Below are 20,547 nucleotides of genomic sequence, written 5' to 3' on the forward strand. Positions count from 1 at the left end.
TATTTATGAAAAGTTTATTTATTATTGCCCGCCAAAGGCATTCATTAAATACATAGATTGTTGATTTGCTTGTTGAATGGCTTTTTCCATTGCAGTGAACTGTCTCCAATAGCGGTCTTCTACTTGAATTAGTCGTTCTTCAAAACGATCAATTTGATTATCATAGTTATCCAATAGACGGCCTAGTGTATGAGAGTTATTTACGGATGAATCAGATCCAGCTTTTTCAATAACAAGACTTCGAGTATCTTCCAATATTGAAACTAGTCTTCTTCCTAACCCCTTTTCAGCTTTATTTGTACTATCAGCTGCAAACAGTTCGTAAACCCCATTTGGATCATTAGAGATTGCTTCTCTTAATTTACTTTCATCTAATATCAGTTTTCCGTTGTCGAGGTAATTTTTAGATGGAGTAATACCAATATCACTAAGTCTATTTACACCAGTTAGAGCTTCAACAGTTGAGTTTAATTCTAATCTCAATTTACTTAAAGCACCAGAAAGGATACTATCATTACGTAATGTTCCACTTTTTGCTTTTTCTTCCCAAAGCTCGATTTGCTTTTCAGTCATTGCTTCTTTTTCATCGTTAGAAAGCGGTTGATAATCTCGGTATTTTTTTTCATCTATTTTATCATTTAATTCTTGGATAAGTTTATTATACTCATCAACAAATTTCACAACTGATTCAAGAACTTTATCTGTATCAGTAGATGAACTGAAGGAAATACGTGTATTTGTTGCTTGCTTTATTGTTACTTCAAATCCGTTAATTGTAAAAGTATTTGAGCTACGTTCTGTTGCCAAACCATCTAAAGTAAACTTTGCATTCTTTCCTTCTGTTCCGCTTCCATTCCATGCGGCCGCAACGTTCGTTGATTCTAGATCAGTAAACGTTTGAAAAGCAGAAGACATGGTAATTTCTATTTCATTTCCAGAAGCATTATTACCTGAATTTTTTGCTGTTACAGAAATCTTACCTGTAAAAGAATCATAAAACGCTGTTATGTTTGAATTGTTGTTAATTTCATCTAATACATTTTGCAATGATTTTTCAGTTGGGTCAAACGAATATGTAAACGCCTCTTCAGCTGTTTGTAGCGTTCCATCTTCTTTTATCGCTCTTATTGAAATCGACTGAGTTCCAGTTAGGTTAAAGCTAGATAATTTTGCATTTACATCAATAGGTGTTGGAGAACCATTAACTCTACTTTTAGTTCTCATTGTCGCTTTCTCAGCCAATTGTTGCACAGTAATTGTTCCTGAGAAATTGCTAATGGAATTAATATTCTTTACGGATACTTCATCTGGTGAGGAAGTAGTTGTTGTTTTTTGTATAAATGTTGATTGACGAAGCATGGTGTCACTTGCTAAATTACGGAAATCAAAAAGCTTTTTATTTACTTCTCTATAATCATCTCTTTGCCATTCCATGTATTGTTTTTTTTGTTCAATTTTTTGTAATGGCAAACGTTCCGCAGTCATTAACTCTTTAATCATTGTTTCGGTATCCATACCACTTGCTAAACCACTAATTCGCATACAATATTCACCTACTTAAATTTTCTTATCTACAATAATTCCAACAAACTCTAACATTTCTGCATACATATCCATCAATTTTTTGGGCGGAATTTCTCGAATTACTTCCTGTGTATTTGCATTCACCAACGTTACATAATACTTATCTAATTTATCATGAAAAAGATAACGTAACTCAGTATTGGTTGTTTCTAAAAATTGGTTCATACTATTGATCATTTTTTCTGCTTTTTTATTAGGTAAAAATTCTTGTTCCATTCCATTATTAATTAATTTAACATCTTCTGTTTTCGGAAAATCCGAACTAAGTTTTGGATCATTATGTTCAATACTAGTTTTTTTCATAGTTGAATTAACATACTTAACATTTGAAATAGAATTTACCATACAGAATTCCCCCTCAATAACTACAATGGCTTATTATTAATATCGGTAAGAAACACAAATTTTAAAGTTTGCTAAACTAATTAAAAGAATTATGTTATAATGGCTTTTAAATTTGCAAGTGCTTATTGCTATTTTCATGATTTTTATGTCTAAAACTCTTGAATCATTGTAGTGTTGTAGGCTTGATTGATTCACCAACCTAATACTGTACCTGTTCACTCGTTTTATAGACTTGTTCATCATTTTTTTCAAGTTGATCCAATTGTTTCACAGATTTCATTTCGCAGTCATTAATGATTTCTCTTTATAAAATAGAAAACACCCCTACACCCATAAACGAAGTAGAAGCTTAGTTTACTTGTTTCTTAAAAATCTAGAATTCATAGTGCAAATGTACTTTCAATAATTATAATAAATATGTGATTATCTTTTTCTAATTTTTATGTATTTTTGTAACTTGTGCTTCTTTGTATTGAGATTGTTGTAAGCAGGTGTACGTTCGGCACAATCTACTTTTTAATTTCCCAAACCAAACAAATGTATCTATTTTAGATTTTCTTTAATTATATCCATACACTTGTAATTCAATCGATTCTATTAGTATATATAGAAAAGAGACTCTAGTATAACTAGAGTCCCCTGATATAATTTAAATTAACGAAGAAGTTGTAATACTCCTTGTGGTTGTTGATTTGCTTGAGCAAGCATTGCTTGAGCAGCTTGTGAAAGAATAGAGTTTTTAGTTTGTTCCATCATTTCTTTCGCCATATCAACATCACGAATACGAGATTCAGCAGCTGTTAAGTTTTCAGCAGAAGTACCCAGGTTGTTAATTGTGTGTTCTAATCGATTTTGGTAAGCACCTAATTTTGCACGTTCTTCAGAAACAGTTTTAATTGCAGAATCAATTGATGTAATTGAAGATTTTGCACCTGATTGAGTACTTAAATCAATGTTGTTAATTCCTAAAGATTGAGTTCTCATATCATTTAGTGCAATTGTTGTTGTTTGACCTTGGTTTGCGCCAATTTGGAAGTCAATAGCATTACCAGATACTGTGATGTTTGCGTTGTTAGCTGTTAGGGCCTTATCAACAGTAAGTCTTAATCCACCAACATCTACCTTACCGTCAGTTGATAGAACTCCTGATCTTGTTTCAACAACTGAGCCGCCAGGAGCTGTTACAGTATAATCAGCTTTGACTCCAGTTTTAAAACTAATAGATCCACCAGTACCTGCATTATATGTTCCTTGTTTTATATTAAATTGGTATCCTGCTTGAGTGAAGTTCACTCCACCAGCCGCTGTTACGTCTGCTCCAGCTTGAGTTGCCAAAGTATTACCATCATTATCTTTTAATGTAATTGTAGCAGAAGTATTAGCGCCACTAAATTCAAGAATATATGATTTATTCACATCAAAGTTAGTACCAGTAAATGCTGTTAATGTAGTATCATCTGTAGCAGCTACTGCGCCACTTTTTGTTTGAATTGAATCGTCTTTACTAACAGATCCAACTGTAATATTATATACACCATTATTTAATGCATTAATAACATCAACATCTTTTACATTTGTAGCTGTAGTAAGTGCTGCATAATCTGCTTGTTTCCCTTGACTTCCATCTAATAACTTCATTGTATTGAATTCAGTTGCATTACCGATTCTATCAACTTCAGACTTCAATTGGGTAATTTCACTTTGAATAGCTTTTCTATCATCGTCTGTTGCAGTACCATTTGATGATTGAACAGCTAATTCTCTCATACGTTGAAGAATACTGTGTGTTTCATTTAATGCACCTTCAGCCGTTTGGATTAAAGAGATACCGTCTTGAGAGTTTTTAGAAGCTTGATCTAATCCTCGTACTTGAGCGCGCATTTTTTCAGAGATTGCTAAACCTGCAGCGTCATCACCAGCACGGTTAATACGAAGACCTGAAGATAATTTTTCCATTGATTTAGATTGTGCACCAGCTGCACTGTTTAATTGGCGGTATGTGTTTAGAGCCGCGATATTGTGATTAATTCTCATTTTAATTTCCTCCTTGGAATTTACCGCTCACTTCCTTGTGAGCATTTTTAATTGTATGTACCAGAAAATTGAGCCGGCCGAATTCTCATTCTCTGTTTACATATTTAATATCGGAATGATTTGAATAGAGTTTAATAGTTTTTAAAACTTTTTTTGAGAATATTCGACTTATTTTTTCGTAATTTTTAGCAGATCTAGACTTTTTGCTACTGATTCTTGATTTGAATTTGAAATATCTTGTCGAAGCTCTCCACGAACTACTTCAATGTTTCTAGGTGCACGAATAGCGATTTTTACTTGTTCACCTTTAATTTCCGAGATAAATATTTCAACATCTTCCCCAATCCAAATTGTTTCGCCCACTTTTCGAGAGAGTACTAGCATATACTCACCCCTTTACACTTTCAAACGAGATTTTGTGTCGAATGTCATATTGTTCATTATCTAATATAACTTGTTTTGCTTTTTTGTTGGTTGTGTTTAACACGATTGGAGCTTTTAAATTTACCGTAGAATGTCCCAGAGTTTCCTTCAATGAAACAATGGCAAATACAGCAACTTCATTTTCACTTTTCACTTCTAACGCGTGTACTGTCGATTCATCTAAATCAAAATTATATTTTTCTGTTACTGCATAGGGACTTGTTATTATAAATGCTAGACCTTCAGTTTGTGTAGATTGTAGGATTTGAAATACACTGTTTTTTTCAATTGGTAAAAGGGCAAAACCTTTTTCATCTTCAAAACCAGGTATACCGTGTTCAAAATGAATTATATTTTCTGGATTGATTTCAATTTCACCCATGTATGCTGTTTTGATTTTCATTACCTAATACTCCTTAGATTTTTATTAGATTAGCCAATCTATTTTTATCGATGGATATTGCAGCATTTCGACTTTAACTGATCCTGGTGTGTATTGATGGATAGGTTTATTGATTTTTGTGTTATTGATGACTTTTTGTGGTTCTATATTAATGTCAACTTTACTTGGCTCGTAATTCACTTCCACACTTCCAGCTTGTGGAATAAATTTAATATTTAAACTAGAATAAAGTTGTCTTCCTCGACTCTTTGCGTGTTGAACAATAGGATTTCCTCCATTTTCAATCCGCATCAGATCATTACCTTCTAGTGCTCTTCTAGCGATTCCCTCTAAACCCTCCTGGATACTTTGCTGAGCAATTTCGGCAGTTCGACTTCGAGTATTCTTATACCCCATACTTTCTCTCGCTTCAAATGCATCAATTGACAGTTTTGATTTAGTTGTTTCAACCGAAAGTTTTGCATTTGGCTGTTGAAGGTCGAGTTCTGCCTTTAGTTGTTCGATTCGTTGAACTGGTTGCCTAATATTAAGTCCTATTTTTGCATCAGTTGTTTGGATTTGTAATTTTGGGATATTCAAATTTTCTCCCCCTTAAAGAAAGCGTTTGGAATTTATTCCAAACGCTTTCTATTATCATCTTAGAAAATCTACTAGGGTTGGTTGAACAATTCTCGCACCTACAGATAATGCAGCACGGTGAATGGATTCTTGTGTAATCATTTCTGTAATTGCTTTTTCGTAATCAATATCTTCATTTTCCGACATACGTTTTGTTGCAATAATTTCTTGTGATTGAAGACGTTCGTCCATTAACTCTACTCGATTCTGACGCGCACCAATATTGGCACGTTCTTCCAATAGTTTATTCATATTTAGATCTATCGTTTGGATATGTGATGAAAGTTCTCCACCTGTTTTACGTTCAGAAATATCAGAACTGATTTGCGTAAACATATCATCAATATTTTTCAATATGTCAATTGGTGCGGAATTAATTTGTATATTAATACCGTCAAACACTTCTATTTCGATGGTATTTTTGAATGCTGTATCTACAACATTCGTATCATAACCATTACCATCATAAGGTGCCGTAGTAGTTTTCGTTCCACTGAAAATATATCGATCACCTATTTTTGTATTCGCAAGATTTTGTACATGTTCTCTTAATTGCTGTAACTCAGCATCAATTTTAGTACGATCCTCAGGGGTTGTCGTATCACTTGATGCTTGAACTATTAATTCATTTGCCCGTTGTAATGTTGCGCCAATTTTATCAAAAGTATCATCTGTTGTGTCTAACCAGTTATACGCTTCCCCGATATTTCTAGAGAATTGCTCAACATTGTTCAACTCGGTACGATAACTAATCCCTTTCATTGCAACGACTGGATCATCAGAAGGACGAGTTACTTTTTTACCTGTATTGATTTGCTCTTGCAATTTGCCAAGTTTTGAGTAACTGTAGGAAAGATTTTTAAGCATATTGTTAGAGAGCATTGATTGAGTTACACGCATATTTTTTACCTCCTACTATAATCCAACACGACCCATACCGTTGATGATTTTATCCAAGGTTTCATCAATGACTGTAATCATACGAGCATTAGCGTTATAAGCTTGTTGGAAAGAAATCATATTTGTCATCTCTTCATCTAACGAAACTGAACTTACAGATGCTCTTCGTTCAGTAACTGCTTGTTGAAGTGTTGCAGCATTATATTGTAAACGGCTTGCCTGCTGTCCATCTACACCTAGTTGGCCGATTAATCCTTCAAAGTAAGTTTGGACACTTACATCTTCAAGTGCACCTATTTTGGCAAATTTAACATTTGATAGATTTAATGCATTCTTACCATTCCCTGGTTCTGGATTAGGTAAGAAAACCCCCGGATTATTCACATCTTCTATTTCCTGTGAACTTGATGCTGCGATTAAACTAGGATCATTAATTAAGTTCTGTGAAACATAAATGTTCTGTGCTGTAATTTTATCCACTGCACTTGCATCTGTTGGGTCTATTGAATCTTTTTCCACAAAGAAGTTTTGACCTTTTACACCGCTTAAATCCGTTCCTAATTGATGTATACGATTAAACTCTTTTGCAAATTCGCTTGCCATTATATCCAGATTTACTAGCATTTCTGAATATAATCCTTTTTCAATCGGAAGTCCGTTTGAATCATAACCTGAACGGTAACCATAAGAGTCTACTAATCCTTTATATTTTCCTAAACTATTAAAATTGTTAATATCATTAACAGTCATAGTATTAGTCGACCAATCATTACTTAAAGGTGTTTCTGATCGATCTTCATTTACTTTTACAATATGTAATCCTGTAATCATCCCTTTAGGAGTGATTCCATCTGTTTCTGTATCTACCCCAGAATTTCGTAGTTGCACAAAATCTTTACCATCTACTAATTTAATTGTGTTACCATCTTTTAATTTTAATGAAACAGTTAAAGAACCTTCAGCGATTGCTAAAGAATTCCCACCAGATTTTACATGTTCAATTTCAACAGGGAAATACGTAGAAAGTTGATCAATTAAATTGTCACGGGCATCGTATAAATCATTTGGCATAAAGCCGTTTGGTTCTACTGCTATAATTTGTTCGTTAATGCTAGCAATTTGTTCTAAAATTGAGTTCGCTTCTTTTAATAAAATACCTATTTCTTCCCCAGCGTTATCTTTTAATTGTTTAATAGAGTTATACATGTAGTTAAATGAATCAGCTACTGCAATACCTCGTTGAACAACAACAGCACGAGCACCTCCATCTTCTGGATTTACGTGAAGATCTTGAAGTGAATTCCAAAATTCATCCATCGCTTTCGCTAATCCGTAATCAGAAGGTTCATTTACTATGTCTTCCATCTGTGTAATAGAGTGAGATCTCGCTTCCCAATAACCCAATTTATTGGTCTCTTGTCTAAATTGTTTATCAACAAAACTGTCACGTACACGTTCAACGGCCGATGCTTGAACACCAGTACCGATAAACCCAGGTGTTTTTGGAGTATCTAAACCAATACCAGGGTATCCTAATGTAGGTTCCATATTCACTCGTTGACGAGAATAGCCGACAGAATTGGCATTAGAGATGTTATGTCCCGTTGTATATAAAGCACTTTGTTGTGTAAAAAGTCCGCGCTTACTCGCTTCTAAACCCATAAATGTGGAGCGCATGAAGTCTCCTCCTTTAAAAATTATTGATTAGCTTCAAATAACGAAGTGTGTAGTTTAAATAACCACACACTTTTCTATGCTTGTGAATCAAAAATTGATTTTTTAGGTTGTACATTTTGCCCTTTTACTTGTTGACCAGAGTAATTTATTTGTTCTTGCCTTGGGCGAACCATATCCAAAGTCATATTTACAAACTGTAATGACTGATAGACTAGCTTTTGGTTTAAATCATTTTGATTTTTTAGCTCATTTACAACTTGCAATATACGATTCCGTATTTGTTCTAATTGTTCACGCTCAATTTCTGAATTAGCTGCTTCGATTACATTTGAAACAGTAGGAATGCCAGAGAAATCGAATCCTTGCGATTTTAGGTAATCCGTTACCAAAACCTGACGCTGTTTTTCAAGTGTTTCGATCGCTGCTACATGTGATTGTTCGTTTTTTAGTATTTGGTCAAGTTCAACCATGTCACCCTTTTTAATAACTTCTGTTTTTCGAAGAGCCAGTTCAAGCAAACTTCTATGCACTTTTTCAAGTTTTTCTAATGTATCGACGATTGTTTGTACTGACATTGGTTTGAACTCCTTTATGATTATCTGCGGTAGTATTTCAGTATATCTTCAGCAACTTTGCGTGCATCAACTTTGTATTCGCCTGATGCAATTTGTTCTTTTAGTTTCTGAACTTTTTCTGCACGCTCAGTATTAACCGTTGAGTTTACTTGCATTTCCTTTGCAGCTGAAGAAATTTCAATTTTATCTGCAAAAGTTTTGCTTTCACTCGCAGCTCTCAATTTTTGTTGTTGTTTATTATACGGATTTACATTATTAACTCCATAAGATGTAATTTTCATAATTACCCTCCCCTCAAAAACTTTTATTATTATTTATTTCGGTCAGTTCACAAAAAAGTTAAATAAAATATTATAAAAACATTAGACATGCTAATTAATAAATTATTATTTTCATTCTTAATTTCAAGAAAAAAGCCTACATTCTAGTTTGAACCAAAATCCTTGATTTAAGTAATGGTTCAATTAAATGTAAGCTTTATTATTATTCTTTTTTATTAGCTAAATAGGTAGCTCTATCATTGTTCTTAATTTTTTCTCTAAATTCCTGTGCGGCTTCAAAAGTTCTAAGTTCTGTTTTAATTTCATTTGTACAGTTATCACATAATTTTCCTTTATTCGTTAAACGGCCACAGTTATCACAAGGATAACCGAGGTTCGGAAACATTGCGGGATGTAAGCGTCCTTTACGTACCCATTTGTATAGTAGTTCATGTTCTACACCTGTTGCCTCTACAATACGTTCAACCGTCGCAGCACGATTTTCGCGTTTTCTCAGGAACCGATAGACGATTTGATACATATTTTCCTCATTTTGAACACATTTGTGGCAAACGTCCCTTATACCTGTATAGTTAAAAAATTCCCCACAGCTTGGACAATTTCGAATTTCCGCCATAATAATTCCCCCGATAATTTAAACACTCTATTTTGTATATCGACAATATAAAATAATAATTTATGATTTTCTGTTTATTCAATTTTAAATGCTACATTTGCAGATACAAAAAGTAAATGGAATACACAACATTGATAAATTTACCGAATGGATTGGGGGAATGAATTTATCGCATGGTTACAACATTAACCCTTTATTACAGTAAACGCTCTAACTGATTTTGCACCCGCCTCGATCAACGCTTTTCGTGCATGTTCAATCGTCGTGCCGGTTGTGGTGATATCATCAACAAGTAATACTTCTTTATTTTTTACATCCACATTTTCAATACGCTCAAATAATTGTGGTGAATTGATGCGTTCTTCACGCGTTTTTTCTCCTTGTGTTTCAGTTGTTGTTTTGACTAAAAAATGTTGATACGGAATGTTTGCAGCTTTTAATAATTCATCGACATGAGCAAAGGTACGTTCCTTCAGTTTCGATGGATGCATTGGGATTGGTACAATTATTTCATTACGTTTTGAAAGGTGCTGGCGGATTTGATTTCGAAAAACTTTAGCTAACGCTACATCATGCATAAATTTATATCGATGGAGGTAGTCTTTCATTTTGTCGTTGTATTGATAAAGTGAGACAACATCAAAAGTCTTATTAGTCTCCGCGCCTAAATCAACAGATTCAAACTCCCCCTCGCATTGCAAACAAATCGTTCGTTCAAACGCATTCCCTAATAACCATTTCCACGTTACCTGTACATTTAACGGAGTGCCACACAACAAACAGTTGTAAACTTCCTTTTTCATCCCTTCTCCCTCCCAAATCCCATCTTATTCAGCCGCCGTATTTCATTCCTTGCATCATCCATTTCTGTCGTAATTCCGTGATGAAAGTAAACGATGTCTCCATCTGGAAATTGAACATTCCTGCCCACACGTCCGCTAATTTGAATTAGTGCACTAGATGTGAAAATTTTTGATTCAGCCCCAACGACAGCTACTTGTACATTTTTGATTGTGACTCCACGTTCTAAAATGGTTGTTGTAAGTAAACCTGGGATCTCCTCATTCCGAAGCTTCATTACTTTTTCCTTACGATCTGAATCCTCAGCATAAACACTGAGAATGTCTGGATGTATACTTTCAAATAGTGGCGTTGCTATTTTCATGAGTTGAATTGTTGGGAAGAAAATTAAAAAGGGCTCGTTATTTTGTAATCTTTCTTTTGTCCATTGAACGAGTTTTGTAGGAATAATGCCTTTTTCAATGGTTTTCGTGTAGTTCCATAACGGTTCAAAGCGAGGCACTGGGAGTGGGTGACCATGGAATCTCTTAGGAATAAAAGAAACTCCCCATTTTTCTTTTTTCGTTCTAGCCAGAATTTTGACAGATGGTGTGGCAGTTACGAACACTGTTGGTGCACCAAGTTTCCCAGCTTTAATTACCGCTCTCTGTAGTGATTCGTCAAATGTGTAAGGAAATGCATCTGCCTCGTCTACAATTACAACATCAAATGCTTCTTCAAATCGATATAATTGGTGCGTAGTCGTGATGATGAGTTGTGCAAAGCCTGTTTGTGTTGGCGAACCACCATATAAAGCATGAATTGTCGTTTGAGGGAAAACTTTTTGAAATCGGGGAAATAATTCAAGCACTACATCTGTACGTGGGGTTGCAATACAAACTCGTTTTCCTTGATTAAGTGCAAAATGAACTGCAGGGAATAAAATTTCGGTTTTCCCAGCTCCACACACGGCATGAATCAAATGATTCCGATTCTCCGCTAGACTTTCTATTAATTCGCTCGAAGCCTTCTTTTGCAATGGTGTAAACTGACCTGCCCAATCTAATACATGTTTTCTCTTTAATTTCGAAATTCCACCTTTCCACAATATTAGATCCGTACACCGACTCATCCTTCCCATATTGATGCAATGTCTACAGTAAACACATTTCTTTTCACACCGCGCACAATCAAATTCAATAAACTCCTGCTGATTCTCGTTGTGGCACCTATTACAGTGATAACGTTTCATTTTAATGATTCCAAATGAATGAACGCGTGTTGTTATCGCATTTTTCACTATAAAAAAACCGCGCTCAATATATTTCTCAACTTTCTCTGTTGGAAATGGTGTATGATTACTTGTCCAAACTCTCCCCGTAAAGAAATCCCTAATTTTCGGTTCAACTATGATCCCCTTATAAGCCCGATACCCTTCGCTTTTATTTAGCTTAAACCACAAAGAAATACCTCCTCTTTTCATTTCAATTACATAATAAAAACCCCTGTTTCTAAAAACAGAGGCTAGTTTTATTAAAAAAATTATGATTGCGTACTGAATCCCGACAATTTCAGTGAAAATCCCGACAAAAAGTTAAATAATCTCGATATTTCTCTGAATAATCCCGACAAAATATTAATTATTCCCAACATCTTTCCAAACTTACACATTACTTAGAAACGAAAACTAAATCTTCTCAACCCATGTTACTCCAATTGACCCTTCACCTAGATGAGTGCCAATTACTGGACCGAAATAACTTAATTGGAATTCCACATTTGGATATTTTTCATCTAGTTCATCCATCCATGCTTTTGCTTCTTCTTCGCAGTTTGCATGAATAACTGTAGCTTGTAGACGCTTGTACTTCACGCAATCGGAACCTAATAGTTCTTCAACACGTTTTAATGCTTTTTTCTTCGTGCGAATTTTTTCAAAAGGAACGATAACTTTATTTTCAAAGTGAAGAACTGGCTTGATTTGTAACAGTCCACCTACAATGGCAGCTGCTGATGAAAGTCGTCCACCGCGTTGTAAGTGTGATAAATCATCTACAACGAAATACGCTTTCATTTTTGTTTTCATCTCATTGAGTTTCCGTATAATTTCTTCTACAGAAGCTCCTTTACTTGCCATTTCACTTGCTTTTTTCGCGTAATAGCCTTGTGGTGAGCATGAAATTTCGCTATCAAACACGTGTACCTTAATGCCTTCTACCATTTCAGAAGCCTGTAAAGCTCCTTGGTATGTGCCACTAATACCACTTGATAAATGGATCGAAATCACTTCATCATACTCTTTTGCTAATTCTTCAAAAAGCTCAACGAATTTCCCCACTGGTGGCTGAGTAGTCTTTGGTAATACTTTTGCACCGCGCACCTTATCGTAAAACTCTTTTGTAGTAATTTCTACTTCTTCTTCATATGCCTTATCTTCAAATGTGACACTCAAAGGAATCATTCGAATGTTATAACGTTCCCTTTCCTCTGGTGTCAAATACGCTGTACTATCTGTTACGACCGCAATTTTCATAATATCACCACTCCCCCTTGCCAATAGTTTACATGACTAATATCATATTGTGAACTTCTAATATGAAAATGAAATATTTCATTTCAAAAATTATATTTTCAATAGAAAAATCCCTGTGAAAATCTGCTTTTCATAACATACTATCTTATATTTTGTAATATTCCAATCCAAAAAAGCATTTCACAGTTGAAATGACTTTCAAAATTGCGAAATGCTTTTATATAGTTTGCTTATATTATTACAGCCTATTCTATTGATTACCAATATAATAAATACTCGTCACTTTCCAATTACCGTTTTCTTTCACAAAAACAGTTACTTGGCGACCCTCGTCTTGTAGTTCTGTGCCTGATGCAATTTCTGTCATATCCGTTAAAATATTTGAATAAACTTGTGCTTCATTTTCGCTATACTTCACAATTGTTACATCTGAAGCAACTTTTGAGATTTCATATTGTTCAAAGATTTTTTCAGCAACTAGCATATCTTCTTCCACTTCGAAACCTTGCGGATTATTAGATAATGTATTCACATATCGATCAATATCTTTTGCATTAAAGGAAGCAATATATTCGTCAAAGGCTGCAATAATCGCTTCTTTTTCTTCAGTTGGAACTCCAGCAACTTCTTCTATATTGTCACCCATTATTTCAAAGCCAACTGTACCTTCTTCTATAACTTGTTCTGTTTCTGCAAGATTCACATTTTGTTCTTCTTTATCATTACAAGCTGCTAGCAAAAATACCGCAAAAACAGCTATCAACCATTTATTCATCTGCCTTATCCTCCCGCTGCACAATTGTAGCACAATTTCTCATCTATGCCTATTGACTTACTCTTTTTCCAGTAAAATAGTGATATTTTAACAGTGATTCCACTAGAAATACCTACCATTTTCTTAATATCAGATTTTAAGACGAAATTAGATTTGAATTAGTTGCTTAACTTTATTAAAAATTTCTAATATTCTTTAGGTTGTTATAAATTTAACAATTCTAACCCTATGAAATAATAACAATATTAGACCCATATTAGTCAAATAAAAAATCCCAACCTTTTTCAGATTGAGATTCACAAAATGATTTTATTTTTAGAAACTATAACTAGGTTAATAGAATTATCGAACTTCTACCCAGCCATTTTTAATAGCCGTTACAACAGCTTGTGTACGGTCATTTACATTCATTTTTTGAAGAATGCTTGATACGTGGTTTTTCACCGTTTTTTCGGAAATGAATAAAGTTTCACCAATTGAACGGTTTGATTGACCATCAGTTAATAATTGAAGCACTTCACACTCACGTTTTGTTAGTAAGTGGAATGGGCGACGGATTTCTGTTTGATGGAAGTTTCCTTTGTTTTCGTGTTCACTTAAGCGACGGAACTCAGCAACTAAGTTTTTCGTTACTTTTGGGTGTAAGTATGAGCCACCGTTTGCAACAATTTTAATTGCATCGACGATTTCATCTGCATCCATTTCTTTTAGCATGTATCCTAACGCACCTGATTTTAATGCATGAGATACATAACTTTCATCGTCATGGATAGAAAGCATAATTACTTTAGCTTCTGGGAATTCTTTAATAAGTTCAGATGTTGCATCCACACCATTTTTTCCTGGCATATTAATATCCATTAATACCACGTCCGGTAAATGATCACCATATAAACGTACTACATTTACTCCATCATCACCTTCAGCAACTACTTCGAAAGAATCTTCAAAATCTAAAATCCGTTTAACCCCTTCACGGAATAGTTGGTGGTCATCGATAATAATAATTTTTGTCATAATTGTTTACCCCCTAGACTTCCTGTATATACATTTAATGTATAGACGTTTTTGTGATCATTAAGTTTCTAATTCATTGCGTATTCTTGAAGTGGAATTTTAAACATGATAAGAGTACCTTGACCAGGGTTACTATTAATATCCATAGTACCTTTTAGAAGGTCAATTCGTTCTTTCATACCAACAAGACCAAAAGATTTTTCTTTTACATTATTTATATCGAATCCGGATCCATTATCTTTTACATTAATATTGATATGTTTTTTTAACCATTCAATTTTTACCGAAATTTCAGAAGCTTCACCGTGTTTAATAGCATTATTCACACATTCTTGAACTAAACGGAAAATGGAAACTTCATAATCCGATGGCAATCTTGTTTCTGAATTATTCGATTGAAATTTTATTTGCACGCGTGGGTTATATTCCATTAACGTCGACAAATACTTTCTTAATGTAGGTATAATGCCTAAATCATCGAGTGCCATTGGTCTTAAGTCGTAAATGATTCGTCGAACTTCTGACAATGCCTCTCTTACTGTAACTTTTAAATTTCTAATTTCTTTTATAGCTGCTTCTACTCCTCGATCTCGATATGTTCTTTCGATGAGGTCAGAACGCATTAAGACATTTGCCATCATTTGTGCCGGGCCATCATGGATTTCTCTAGAAATCCGTTTTCTCTCTTTTTCTTGAGAAGCAATTATTTTAATTCCAAATTCTTGTTTCATTTTTGCATTTTCAAGCGCTTTACCAACATTTTTTAAATCTGATGTTAAATAGTTAATGACTACGTTTACTTGGTTGACAATATGTTCAGCTCGTTCAATTGTATCATTTAATTCTCTTAAACGACGTTCAATATCGTCACGTTTTTCTCTTAGTTGCTTCTCGTTAGCACGAGTAAGAGAAAGTTTAATTTGTAATTCGTTTGCATTTTCATATGCTTCTCTAACTTGTTCTTCGGAATATTTATCAAAATATTTACTTACTTCTACTAATCGATTTTTTGCTATTTTAGTTTTTTGCTCCAATAGATCACATTCATTAATAGTGATAGCTATTTTTTGTTTTACTAATTCAAGTTCAAGTTTTAATTGTTCAAAGTTTCTTCGACTTTGTTCGCTTATAATGAATATATCATTCTTTGAATTTGTAATAGTATCGATCATACGATTAAATATGACATCTAGTGATGCAATGTCAATTTTTTCATTCGATAACATAGCTGTTCTCCATTCCAGTAATATTAAGTAGGCTTAAAAGGTAAAAATTCAATTTTACAAGTAACCACTTAAGTACTACACTATTATAGCATTAATTTTTCAGATGTTGAAAATATCAAATAAATGTAATGAAAAATATACATAAATTTAATGTTTAGGGGGAATCCATATGCTTAAAAATTATAAAACAGTGAAAAGCTTTGGGGAAAAGGAAATAATTATATCAAAATCAAGATTCATAGCATATGTTGATCGTGCAGAAACTGAAGAAGAAGCTATTCAATTTATCGAAAAAATAAAAAAAATGCATCCATCTGCGACTCATAACTGTTCTTGTTATATGGTTGGAGAGCATGACCAGATTCAAAAAGCAAATGATGACGGGGAACCTAGTGGGACGGCTGGCGTTCCAATGTTAGAAGTATTAAAAAAACAAGGACTAAAAGATACGGTAGTTGTTGTAACTAGGTATTTTGGTGGTATAAAGCTTGGAGGAGGCGGTCTTATCCGCGCTTATGGAAAAGCTACCACAGAAGGTATATCTGCAGCTCAAGTTGTTGAACGTAAATTACATAATCATATGAAGATATCCATAGACTATACATGGTTAGGTAAAGTGGAAAATGAAATTCGTTCATCTCACTACATCCTTGAAAAAATCGATTATGCAGACCAAGTCGATATTTATGTCTACGTTTTGTGCGATGAAGAAGAGGCATTTATCAATTGGATGACTGAACTCACAAATGGACAAGCAGTAGTAAATAAAGTGAGTCAAATCTACCTAGAATTTGTATTGTAATGGTAATTTTTCGTTTACTGAAATTTATCCACATAGTATAATCAAATTTATGAGTATTTTATTCGTGACAATTTTTGACTAATTTCTTGCTTATACAACAAACCGTTTTTATTTCCATATATAAGGAGAATTATTAATGAAAAGAAATAAAACAAAAACAGGGGCTAAAGACAAGTTTATTTATGGTCTGAAAATATTTGTTTTGTTATGTGCCTCCCTTTTAATATGTCTAACTGCCTACGGAATCTATTTAACAAAGAAGGCAGAAACTGCAGCAAATCAAGCCTATGAAGAAATTGAAGATCGAGAAATTTCCGATAAGCGTGATGTGAAAGTTGAGCCAACTCATGACAATGTATCGATATTATTTATAGGTGTCGATGATAGTGAAGAACGAAATGACTCAAACCCACGTTCGGATGCTTTAATTTTAGCAACTTTAAATAACGAAAAACGTACAGTTAAAATGGTAAGTATTCCACGTGACTCTTATGTATATATTCCTTACTTAAATTATAAAGATAAAATCACACATGCGCATGCATTTGGTGGTACACTTGCTACGATTGAAACAGTGGAAGAATTATTCGATATTCCCATTGATTATTATGTGAAGATGAATTTTAACGCATTCATCGATGTTGTAGATGCTTTAGGTGGAATTGAAGTCGAAGTTCCATATGATCGTTTAGAATTAGACGAAAATGATAACTATACAATTCAATTAAAAAAAGGGCTACAAAATCTTGACGGACGTGAAGCATTAGCATTAGCACGAACTCGTAAAGCAGATAGTGATATTGAACGAGGAAAACGTCAACAACAAATTTTGAAAGCAATTGCCAATAAAGCTTCTAATATTACTTCTATCGGTAGTTACGGAGCAATCATTGATGCAGTTGGTGCAAATATGAAAACCGACATGAAATTCGGTGAAATGAAACAGTTCTTCTCCTATTTAATTGGAGGAATGCCTCAAATCGACACGTTGACATTGGATGGTGCAGACGGTAAAAACCCAGATACTGGTGGTTATATCTATGTTTTAGATGAACAGAATTTAATCGAAACGCAAATGATTTTAAAAAGTAACCTTGGTTTGATTAAAGATTCTTCAAACTTATCAACTGAAGATGAAAGCTCAGTTAACGAAACTGATACTGTGAGTAAAACAAACAAAAATTAATATGAAAGCCCTCGAAACAAAGTTTTCGAGGGCTTTTTAATTTATAATAAGTTCCTCTTTCCCTTCCACATAGTCCAATTGAATTTTATTTTTCTTCGAAGTCCTTCTTTGTCATTTTTTGTTCGATTTTGTTCATATAGTAAATTATCCTGTTAATTCACTTTACTACAGGGAACGCTTGTCTCTTCGTTAATGTTTGATTATTACATGCTTGGAAGGAGGTGAGTTGATGTTATTAGAAATTGAAAATCAGTTAGTATTTTTTGATTTTTCCCTTATTATGAGTTTTATTATTGCTTTCTTTGTCATCTTTTTGATTATCGCAGTTATTGCGTATATTCTTTCTGCAATCATTTATTCTACTACTGCTAAAACGAACGGTTTCCATGAAATTGCTTGGATCAGTTGGATACCGATTATTAATATCTATATATTATTTGCACTCGGGTCTAAAAAAGCATCTATACCTGAAATCAAATCAGATGCGTTGAAATTTACATTATTTTATTTTGGTTTAGCCATTCTTTCAGTCATACCTTTACTTGGATTCCTAACAGCGATCGCCATGGTTGTGTTGATGGCTTATTATTTCTACCGATTGTACTACCGTTGGACTGATGACCAAGGAAAAGCGATTATTTTTGTCATCTTAATGTATATTACAGGAGGAATTTCCTTCTATATTTACGGCCTCATTAAAATGAAAGACCGTTTTATGGCATGGTAAGGTAATAGTGAAACGACCCTTAATTATAGAAGAATAAAATCTCCAAACATAAAAGGCATCGTCACCTGATGCCTTTTCTTTATTTTGCAAGTTGCTATTTTCTTCGCTTGAAGTCTGCCTCAATTTCCTTTTTCCAATCTTTTTCGATTTTCCCCTCTTTACGGTAGTTGAGGACGGTTTCAGTAACTACAGAAAAGTTCATTTGGACACCTTCTTCGTCAGCATGGAACTCAACTGCATTATCCCCATCAATTCCCAATTCGTATGCAGTTCCAATAGCATCTATGTTTGCTCCAAGGAAGATAAATTCCCAACCAATCTTTTTCTGCTCTTCAATAAGTTGTTTGATCTTCTGATGATTAAATTCTCTGCTTGAGTTTTCTAATCCATCTGTCGTAATGACAAATAACACTTTTTCAGCTCTATGCTCTTTCATCGTCGCATTTTGAGCTTTTTTAATTTTGAGGATGGAATGGCCAATTGCATCCAATAAAGCTGTCGTGCCACTTACTTCATAATCCTTCTTAGTTAATGGTGCAATTCCGTTCACATTAATTCGATCATGTAACAGTTCATATTCATGGTTAAATAGTACCGTAGTAACAATCGCTTCTCCCTCAGCTTCCTTTTGTTTCGAAATCATTGCGTTATAGCCCCCGATTGTGTCTGTTTCCAATCCTGACATTGATCCACTTCGATCTAAGATAAATACTAACTCCGTTAAGTTTGTTTTCATAAAAAATACCCTCCATTTCGTTGTTAAATGAAGGATATCAAATCGTATGTTCTGTGAGGTCGCCTCAGAAGCGACATTTTTATGCTCCTAAAAGTTCTTGATCAAAAGTAAATAGGGCTTCATTGATTTCAAAGATGTTAAAGTTTTTATTTGTAATGAAATATTTAATAATGACATCAAACTTACTGCTATTAGATAAGGTGTATCCTGCAGTACTTAGCAAATCAATTGTCTCATCAATATTTAATTCAAGTGCTATGGCAAAGGCAAGCACCGTTTTCTTTTGAGGGGTATAGTCTCTTTTATTTCTTATCTTTGAAAAAAGTCTACGATCGACATTTGCTCTTTTATAAGTTTCGACATCCGTTTTCCCTTTTTCATCAATTAGTCGAAGTAGTCTTTCAGAGAATGTTTCATCAAGTTGATTTAACACATCTTCTAGAGAACGCTCACTAATATTGTAATGAAGCGATTCCTGTACCTCAGCAAACTTATCATCTGAATAGATTTGATATTGTTCATAGTTCGCACTTCTAACATGAAGGGTTTCCAGCTCTTCCTCATAATGATCATCTATAAATTGTTGAATCGATTGAAACAGCTTTTCACTTAATTGCACTGCTTGTTTATCGAAAACGACAATATATACGTCCATATCGTTATTTAATAAAAAGGAACTAATTGATGATATTGCGATTTGCAAAGCTTCACGTTTTGGATACCCATAATTACCCGACGAGATTAGGGGAAACGCGATAGACTGACACTTATTTTGGACAGCAAGTTTTAGCGAACTTTCGTAACATGAAGCTAAAAATGCTGCCTCATTTTTCGATCCACCTCTCCAAATCGGTCCAACTGTATGGATGATATATTTTGCATCCAACTTAAATGCATCTGTAATAACCGCATGTCCTACAGGGCATGTACCAATTACATCACATGCTTTTTGTAATTGTTCTTCTCCAGCTGCACGAAATATTGCTCTACAAACTCCCCCGCCTATCTGAAGTGATGAGTTCGCAGCATTTACAATAACATCCACTTTCATTTTCGTTATATCATTTCGAACAATGTGTAAAGGCATTTCAATCCCCCTTCCTTTAGTAACGCTTAACAGTTATGTCTCACTTTGATATTCAAAGCCCCACATTTTAGTTTTTAATAGTTTAAGTGAGCAGTACTGTAAATGGCAATCTGTATCTTATGTCTTTGCAAACCGAAATAACCAATTTTTTTCGAAAATGTGCGAGGAAAATAATAAAAAAACTAGAATAATATTTCTATATAAATCTTCTCTTCATTTAAA

General features: G+C 34.0%; 22 protein-coding genes. 3 read left to right on the forward strand and 19 right to left on the reverse strand.

Annotated features, from left to right (window positions below):
• Positions 1-21: 21 nt before the first annotated feature.
• The 17 genes from ACOQFO_RS07605 to ACOQFO_RS07685 form a co-directional block, all read right to left on the reverse strand.
• A complete protein-coding gene (locus ACOQFO_RS07605) occupies positions 22-1,542 on the reverse strand; it encodes a flagellar hook-associated protein 2 (RefSeq protein WP_421689084.1) in 1,521 nt (506 codons plus the stop codon).
• A 15-nt stretch (positions 1,543-1,557) separates the two neighbouring features.
• A complete protein-coding gene (flaG, locus tag ACOQFO_RS07610) occupies positions 1,558-1,929 on the reverse strand; it encodes a flagellar protein FlaG (RefSeq protein ID WP_421689085.1) in 372 nt (123 codons plus the stop codon).
• A 654-nt stretch (positions 1,930-2,583) separates the two neighbouring features.
• Entirely contained in the window at positions 2,584-3,963 is a 1,380-nt protein-coding gene (locus tag ACOQFO_RS07615) for a flagellin (RefSeq protein WP_421689086.1), read from the reverse strand.
• A gap of 168 nt (positions 3,964-4,131) precedes the next feature.
• Complete coding sequence (gene csrA, locus ACOQFO_RS07620) at positions 4,132-4,347, reverse strand: carbon storage regulator CsrA (protein ID WP_421689087.1); 216 nt, start codon at positions 4,345-4,347, stop codon at positions 4,132-4,134.
• A gap of 4 nt (positions 4,348-4,351) precedes the next feature.
• On the reverse strand, positions 4,352-4,789 hold the full coding sequence (fliW, locus tag ACOQFO_RS07625) for a flagellar assembly protein FliW (RefSeq protein WP_421689088.1): 438 nt from the start codon (positions 4,787-4,789) through the stop codon (positions 4,352-4,354).
• A gap of 24 nt (positions 4,790-4,813) precedes the next feature.
• Positions 4,814-5,368: a DUF6470 family protein gene (locus ACOQFO_RS07630; RefSeq protein WP_421689089.1), complete on the reverse strand. Its 555-nt coding sequence runs from the start codon at positions 5,366-5,368 to the stop codon at positions 4,814-4,816.
• A 54-nt stretch (positions 5,369-5,422) separates the two neighbouring features.
• Complete coding sequence (flgL, locus tag ACOQFO_RS07635; protein ID WP_421689090.1) at positions 5,423-6,307, reverse strand: flagellar hook-associated protein FlgL; 885 nt, start codon at positions 6,305-6,307, stop codon at positions 5,423-5,425.
• A gap of 15 nt (positions 6,308-6,322) precedes the next feature.
• On the reverse strand, positions 6,323-7,984 hold the full coding sequence (gene flgK, locus ACOQFO_RS07640) for a flagellar hook-associated protein FlgK (protein ID WP_421689091.1): 1,662 nt from the start codon (positions 7,982-7,984) through the stop codon (positions 6,323-6,325).
• A gap of 74 nt (positions 7,985-8,058) precedes the next feature.
• Entirely contained in the window at positions 8,059-8,559 is a 501-nt protein-coding gene (locus tag ACOQFO_RS07645; RefSeq protein ID WP_421689092.1) for a flagellar protein FlgN, read from the reverse strand.
• 20 nt (positions 8,560-8,579) lie between these two features.
• Positions 8,580-8,840, reverse strand: coding sequence for a flagellar biosynthesis anti-sigma factor FlgM (gene flgM / locus ACOQFO_RS07650; protein WP_421689093.1), 261 nt, complete (start codon positions 8,838-8,840; stop codon positions 8,580-8,582).
• Between the two features lie 202 nt (positions 8,841-9,042).
• Entirely contained in the window at positions 9,043-9,456 is a 414-nt protein-coding gene (locus tag ACOQFO_RS07655) for a TIGR03826 family flagellar region protein (protein WP_421689094.1), read from the reverse strand.
• Positions 9,457-9,641: 185 nt separating this feature from the next.
• Positions 9,642-10,259 carry a ComF family protein gene (locus tag ACOQFO_RS07660; RefSeq protein WP_421689095.1) on the reverse strand — a complete coding sequence of 206 codons (618 nt, stop codon included), beginning with the start codon at positions 10,257-10,259 and terminating at the stop codon, positions 9,642-9,644.
• Positions 10,256-11,698: a DEAD/DEAH box helicase gene (locus ACOQFO_RS07665; protein WP_421689096.1), complete on the reverse strand. Its 1,443-nt coding sequence runs from the start codon at positions 11,696-11,698 to the stop codon at positions 10,256-10,258. Before ACOQFO_RS07665 ends, ACOQFO_RS07660 begins: the two co-directional genes overlap by 4 nt.
• A 225-nt stretch (positions 11,699-11,923) precedes the next feature.
• Positions 11,924-12,769, reverse strand: a complete 846-nt coding sequence (locus ACOQFO_RS07670; protein WP_421689097.1) for a DegV family protein — start codon at positions 12,767-12,769, stop codon at positions 11,924-11,926.
• A 250-nt stretch (positions 12,770-13,019) separates the two neighbouring features.
• Positions 13,020-13,544 (reverse strand): DUF4440 domain-containing protein, encoded by a 525-nt coding sequence (locus ACOQFO_RS07675; RefSeq protein ID WP_421689098.1) that lies wholly within the window; start codon positions 13,542-13,544, stop codon positions 13,020-13,022.
• Positions 13,545-13,886: 342 nt separating this feature from the next.
• Positions 13,887-14,561 carry a response regulator gene (locus tag ACOQFO_RS07680; RefSeq protein ID WP_421689099.1) on the reverse strand — a complete coding sequence of 225 codons (675 nt, stop codon included), beginning with the start codon at positions 14,559-14,561 and terminating at the stop codon, positions 13,887-13,889.
• Positions 14,562-14,629: 68 nt separating this feature from the next.
• Entirely contained in the window at positions 14,630-15,787 is a 1,158-nt protein-coding gene (locus tag ACOQFO_RS07685) for a sensor histidine kinase (RefSeq protein ID WP_421689100.1), read from the reverse strand.
• 169 nt (positions 15,788-15,956) lie between these two features.
• Between ACOQFO_RS07685 and ACOQFO_RS07690 the strand changes: the two genes are divergently transcribed.
• The 3 genes from ACOQFO_RS07690 to ACOQFO_RS07700 all read left to right on the forward strand — a co-directional run bounded on the left by ACOQFO_RS07690 (position 15,957) and on the right by ACOQFO_RS07700 (position 18,502).
• Positions 15,957-16,589 (forward strand): YigZ family protein, encoded by a 633-nt coding sequence (locus ACOQFO_RS07690; protein ID WP_421689101.1) that lies wholly within the window; start codon positions 15,957-15,959, stop codon positions 16,587-16,589.
• A 136-nt stretch (positions 16,590-16,725) separates the two neighbouring features.
• A complete protein-coding gene (locus ACOQFO_RS07695) occupies positions 16,726-17,775 on the forward strand; it encodes an LCP family protein (protein WP_421689102.1) in 1,050 nt (349 codons plus the stop codon).
• A 229-nt stretch (positions 17,776-18,004) separates the two neighbouring features.
• Positions 18,005-18,502: a hypothetical protein gene (locus ACOQFO_RS07700; RefSeq protein WP_421689103.1), complete on the forward strand. Its 498-nt coding sequence runs from the start codon at positions 18,005-18,007 to the stop codon at positions 18,500-18,502.
• Between the two features lie 94 nt (positions 18,503-18,596).
• Here ACOQFO_RS07700 and ACOQFO_RS07705 read toward each other — a convergent pair whose 3' ends face one another.
• The gene (locus ACOQFO_RS07705) at positions 18,597-19,238 is read right to left on the reverse strand and encodes a vWA domain-containing protein (protein WP_421689104.1); all 642 of its coding nucleotides are present in this window, start codon (positions 19,236-19,238) and stop codon (positions 18,597-18,599) included.
• A gap of 79 nt (positions 19,239-19,317) precedes the next feature.
• Positions 19,318-20,325, reverse strand: coding sequence for a macro domain-containing protein (locus tag ACOQFO_RS07710; RefSeq protein WP_421689105.1), 1,008 nt, complete (start codon positions 20,323-20,325; stop codon positions 19,318-19,320).
• Positions 20,326-20,547: the final 222 nt, after the last annotated feature.

This window comes from Ureibacillus sp. MALMAid1270 (assembly GCF_049202975.1).
Classification (GTDB): Bacteria; Bacillota; Bacilli; order Bacillales_A; family Planococcaceae; genus Ureibacillus.

Coding starts and splice junctions, on each gene's coding strand:
- ACOQFO_RS07680 (WP_421689099.1), bottom strand. CDS start 14,561: ATGACAAAAATTATTATTATCGATGACCACCAACTATTCCGTGAAGGG.
- ACOQFO_RS07660 (WP_421689095.1), bottom strand. CDS start 10,259: ATGAAAAAGGAAGTTTACAACTGTTTGTTGTGTGGCACTCCGTTAAAT.
- ACOQFO_RS07705 (WP_421689104.1), bottom strand. CDS start 19,238: ATGAAAACAAACTTAACGGAGTTAGTATTTATCTTAGATCGAAGTGGA.
- ACOQFO_RS07685 (WP_421689100.1), bottom strand. CDS start 15,787: ATGTTATCGAATGAAAAAATTGACATTGCATCACTAGATGTCATATTT.
- ACOQFO_RS07675 (WP_421689098.1), bottom strand. CDS start 13,544: ATGAATAAATGGTTGATAGCTGTTTTTGCGGTATTTTTGCTAGCAGCT.
- ACOQFO_RS07615 (WP_421689086.1), bottom strand. CDS start 3,963: ATGAGAATTAATCACAATATCGCGGCTCTAAACACATACCGCCAATTA.
- csrA (WP_421689087.1), bottom strand. CDS start 4,347: ATGCTAGTACTCTCTCGAAAAGTGGGCGAAACAATTTGGATTGGGGAA.
- flgM (WP_421689093.1), bottom strand. CDS start 8,840: ATGAAAATTACATCTTATGGAGTTAATAATGTAAATCCGTATAATAAA.
- flgL (WP_421689090.1), bottom strand. CDS start 6,307: ATGCGTGTAACTCAATCAATGCTCTCTAACAATATGCTTAAAAATCTT.
- ACOQFO_RS07710 (WP_421689105.1), bottom strand. CDS start 20,325: ATGCCTTTACACATTGTTCGAAATGATATAACGAAAATGAAAGTGGAT.
- ACOQFO_RS07655 (WP_421689094.1), bottom strand. CDS start 9,456: ATGGCGGAAATTCGAAATTGTCCAAGCTGTGGGGAATTTTTTAACTAT.
- ACOQFO_RS07645 (WP_421689092.1), bottom strand. CDS start 8,559: ATGTCAGTACAAACAATCGTCGATACATTAGAAAAACTTGAAAAAGTG.
- ACOQFO_RS07605 (WP_421689084.1), bottom strand. CDS start 1,542: ATGCGAATTAGTGGTTTAGCAAGTGGTATGGATACCGAAACAATGATT.
- ACOQFO_RS07690 (WP_421689101.1), top strand. CDS start 15,957: ATGCTTAAAAATTATAAAACAGTGAAAAGCTTTGGGGAAAAGGAAATA.
- fliW (WP_421689088.1), bottom strand. CDS start 4,789: ATGAAAATCAAAACAGCATACATGGGTGAAATTGAAATCAATCCAGAA.
- ACOQFO_RS07670 (WP_421689097.1), bottom strand. CDS start 12,769: ATGAAAATTGCGGTCGTAACAGATAGTACAGCGTATTTGACACCAGAG.
- ACOQFO_RS07695 (WP_421689102.1), top strand. CDS start 16,726: ATGAAAAGAAATAAAACAAAAACAGGGGCTAAAGACAAGTTTATTTAT.
- flgK (WP_421689091.1), bottom strand. CDS start 7,984: ATGCGCTCCACATTTATGGGTTTAGAAGCGAGTAAGCGCGGACTTTTT.
- ACOQFO_RS07700 (WP_421689103.1), top strand. CDS start 18,005: ATGTTATTAGAAATTGAAAATCAGTTAGTATTTTTTGATTTTTCCCTT.
- flaG (WP_421689085.1), bottom strand. CDS start 1,929: ATGGTAAATTCTATTTCAAATGTTAAGTATGTTAATTCAACTATGAAA.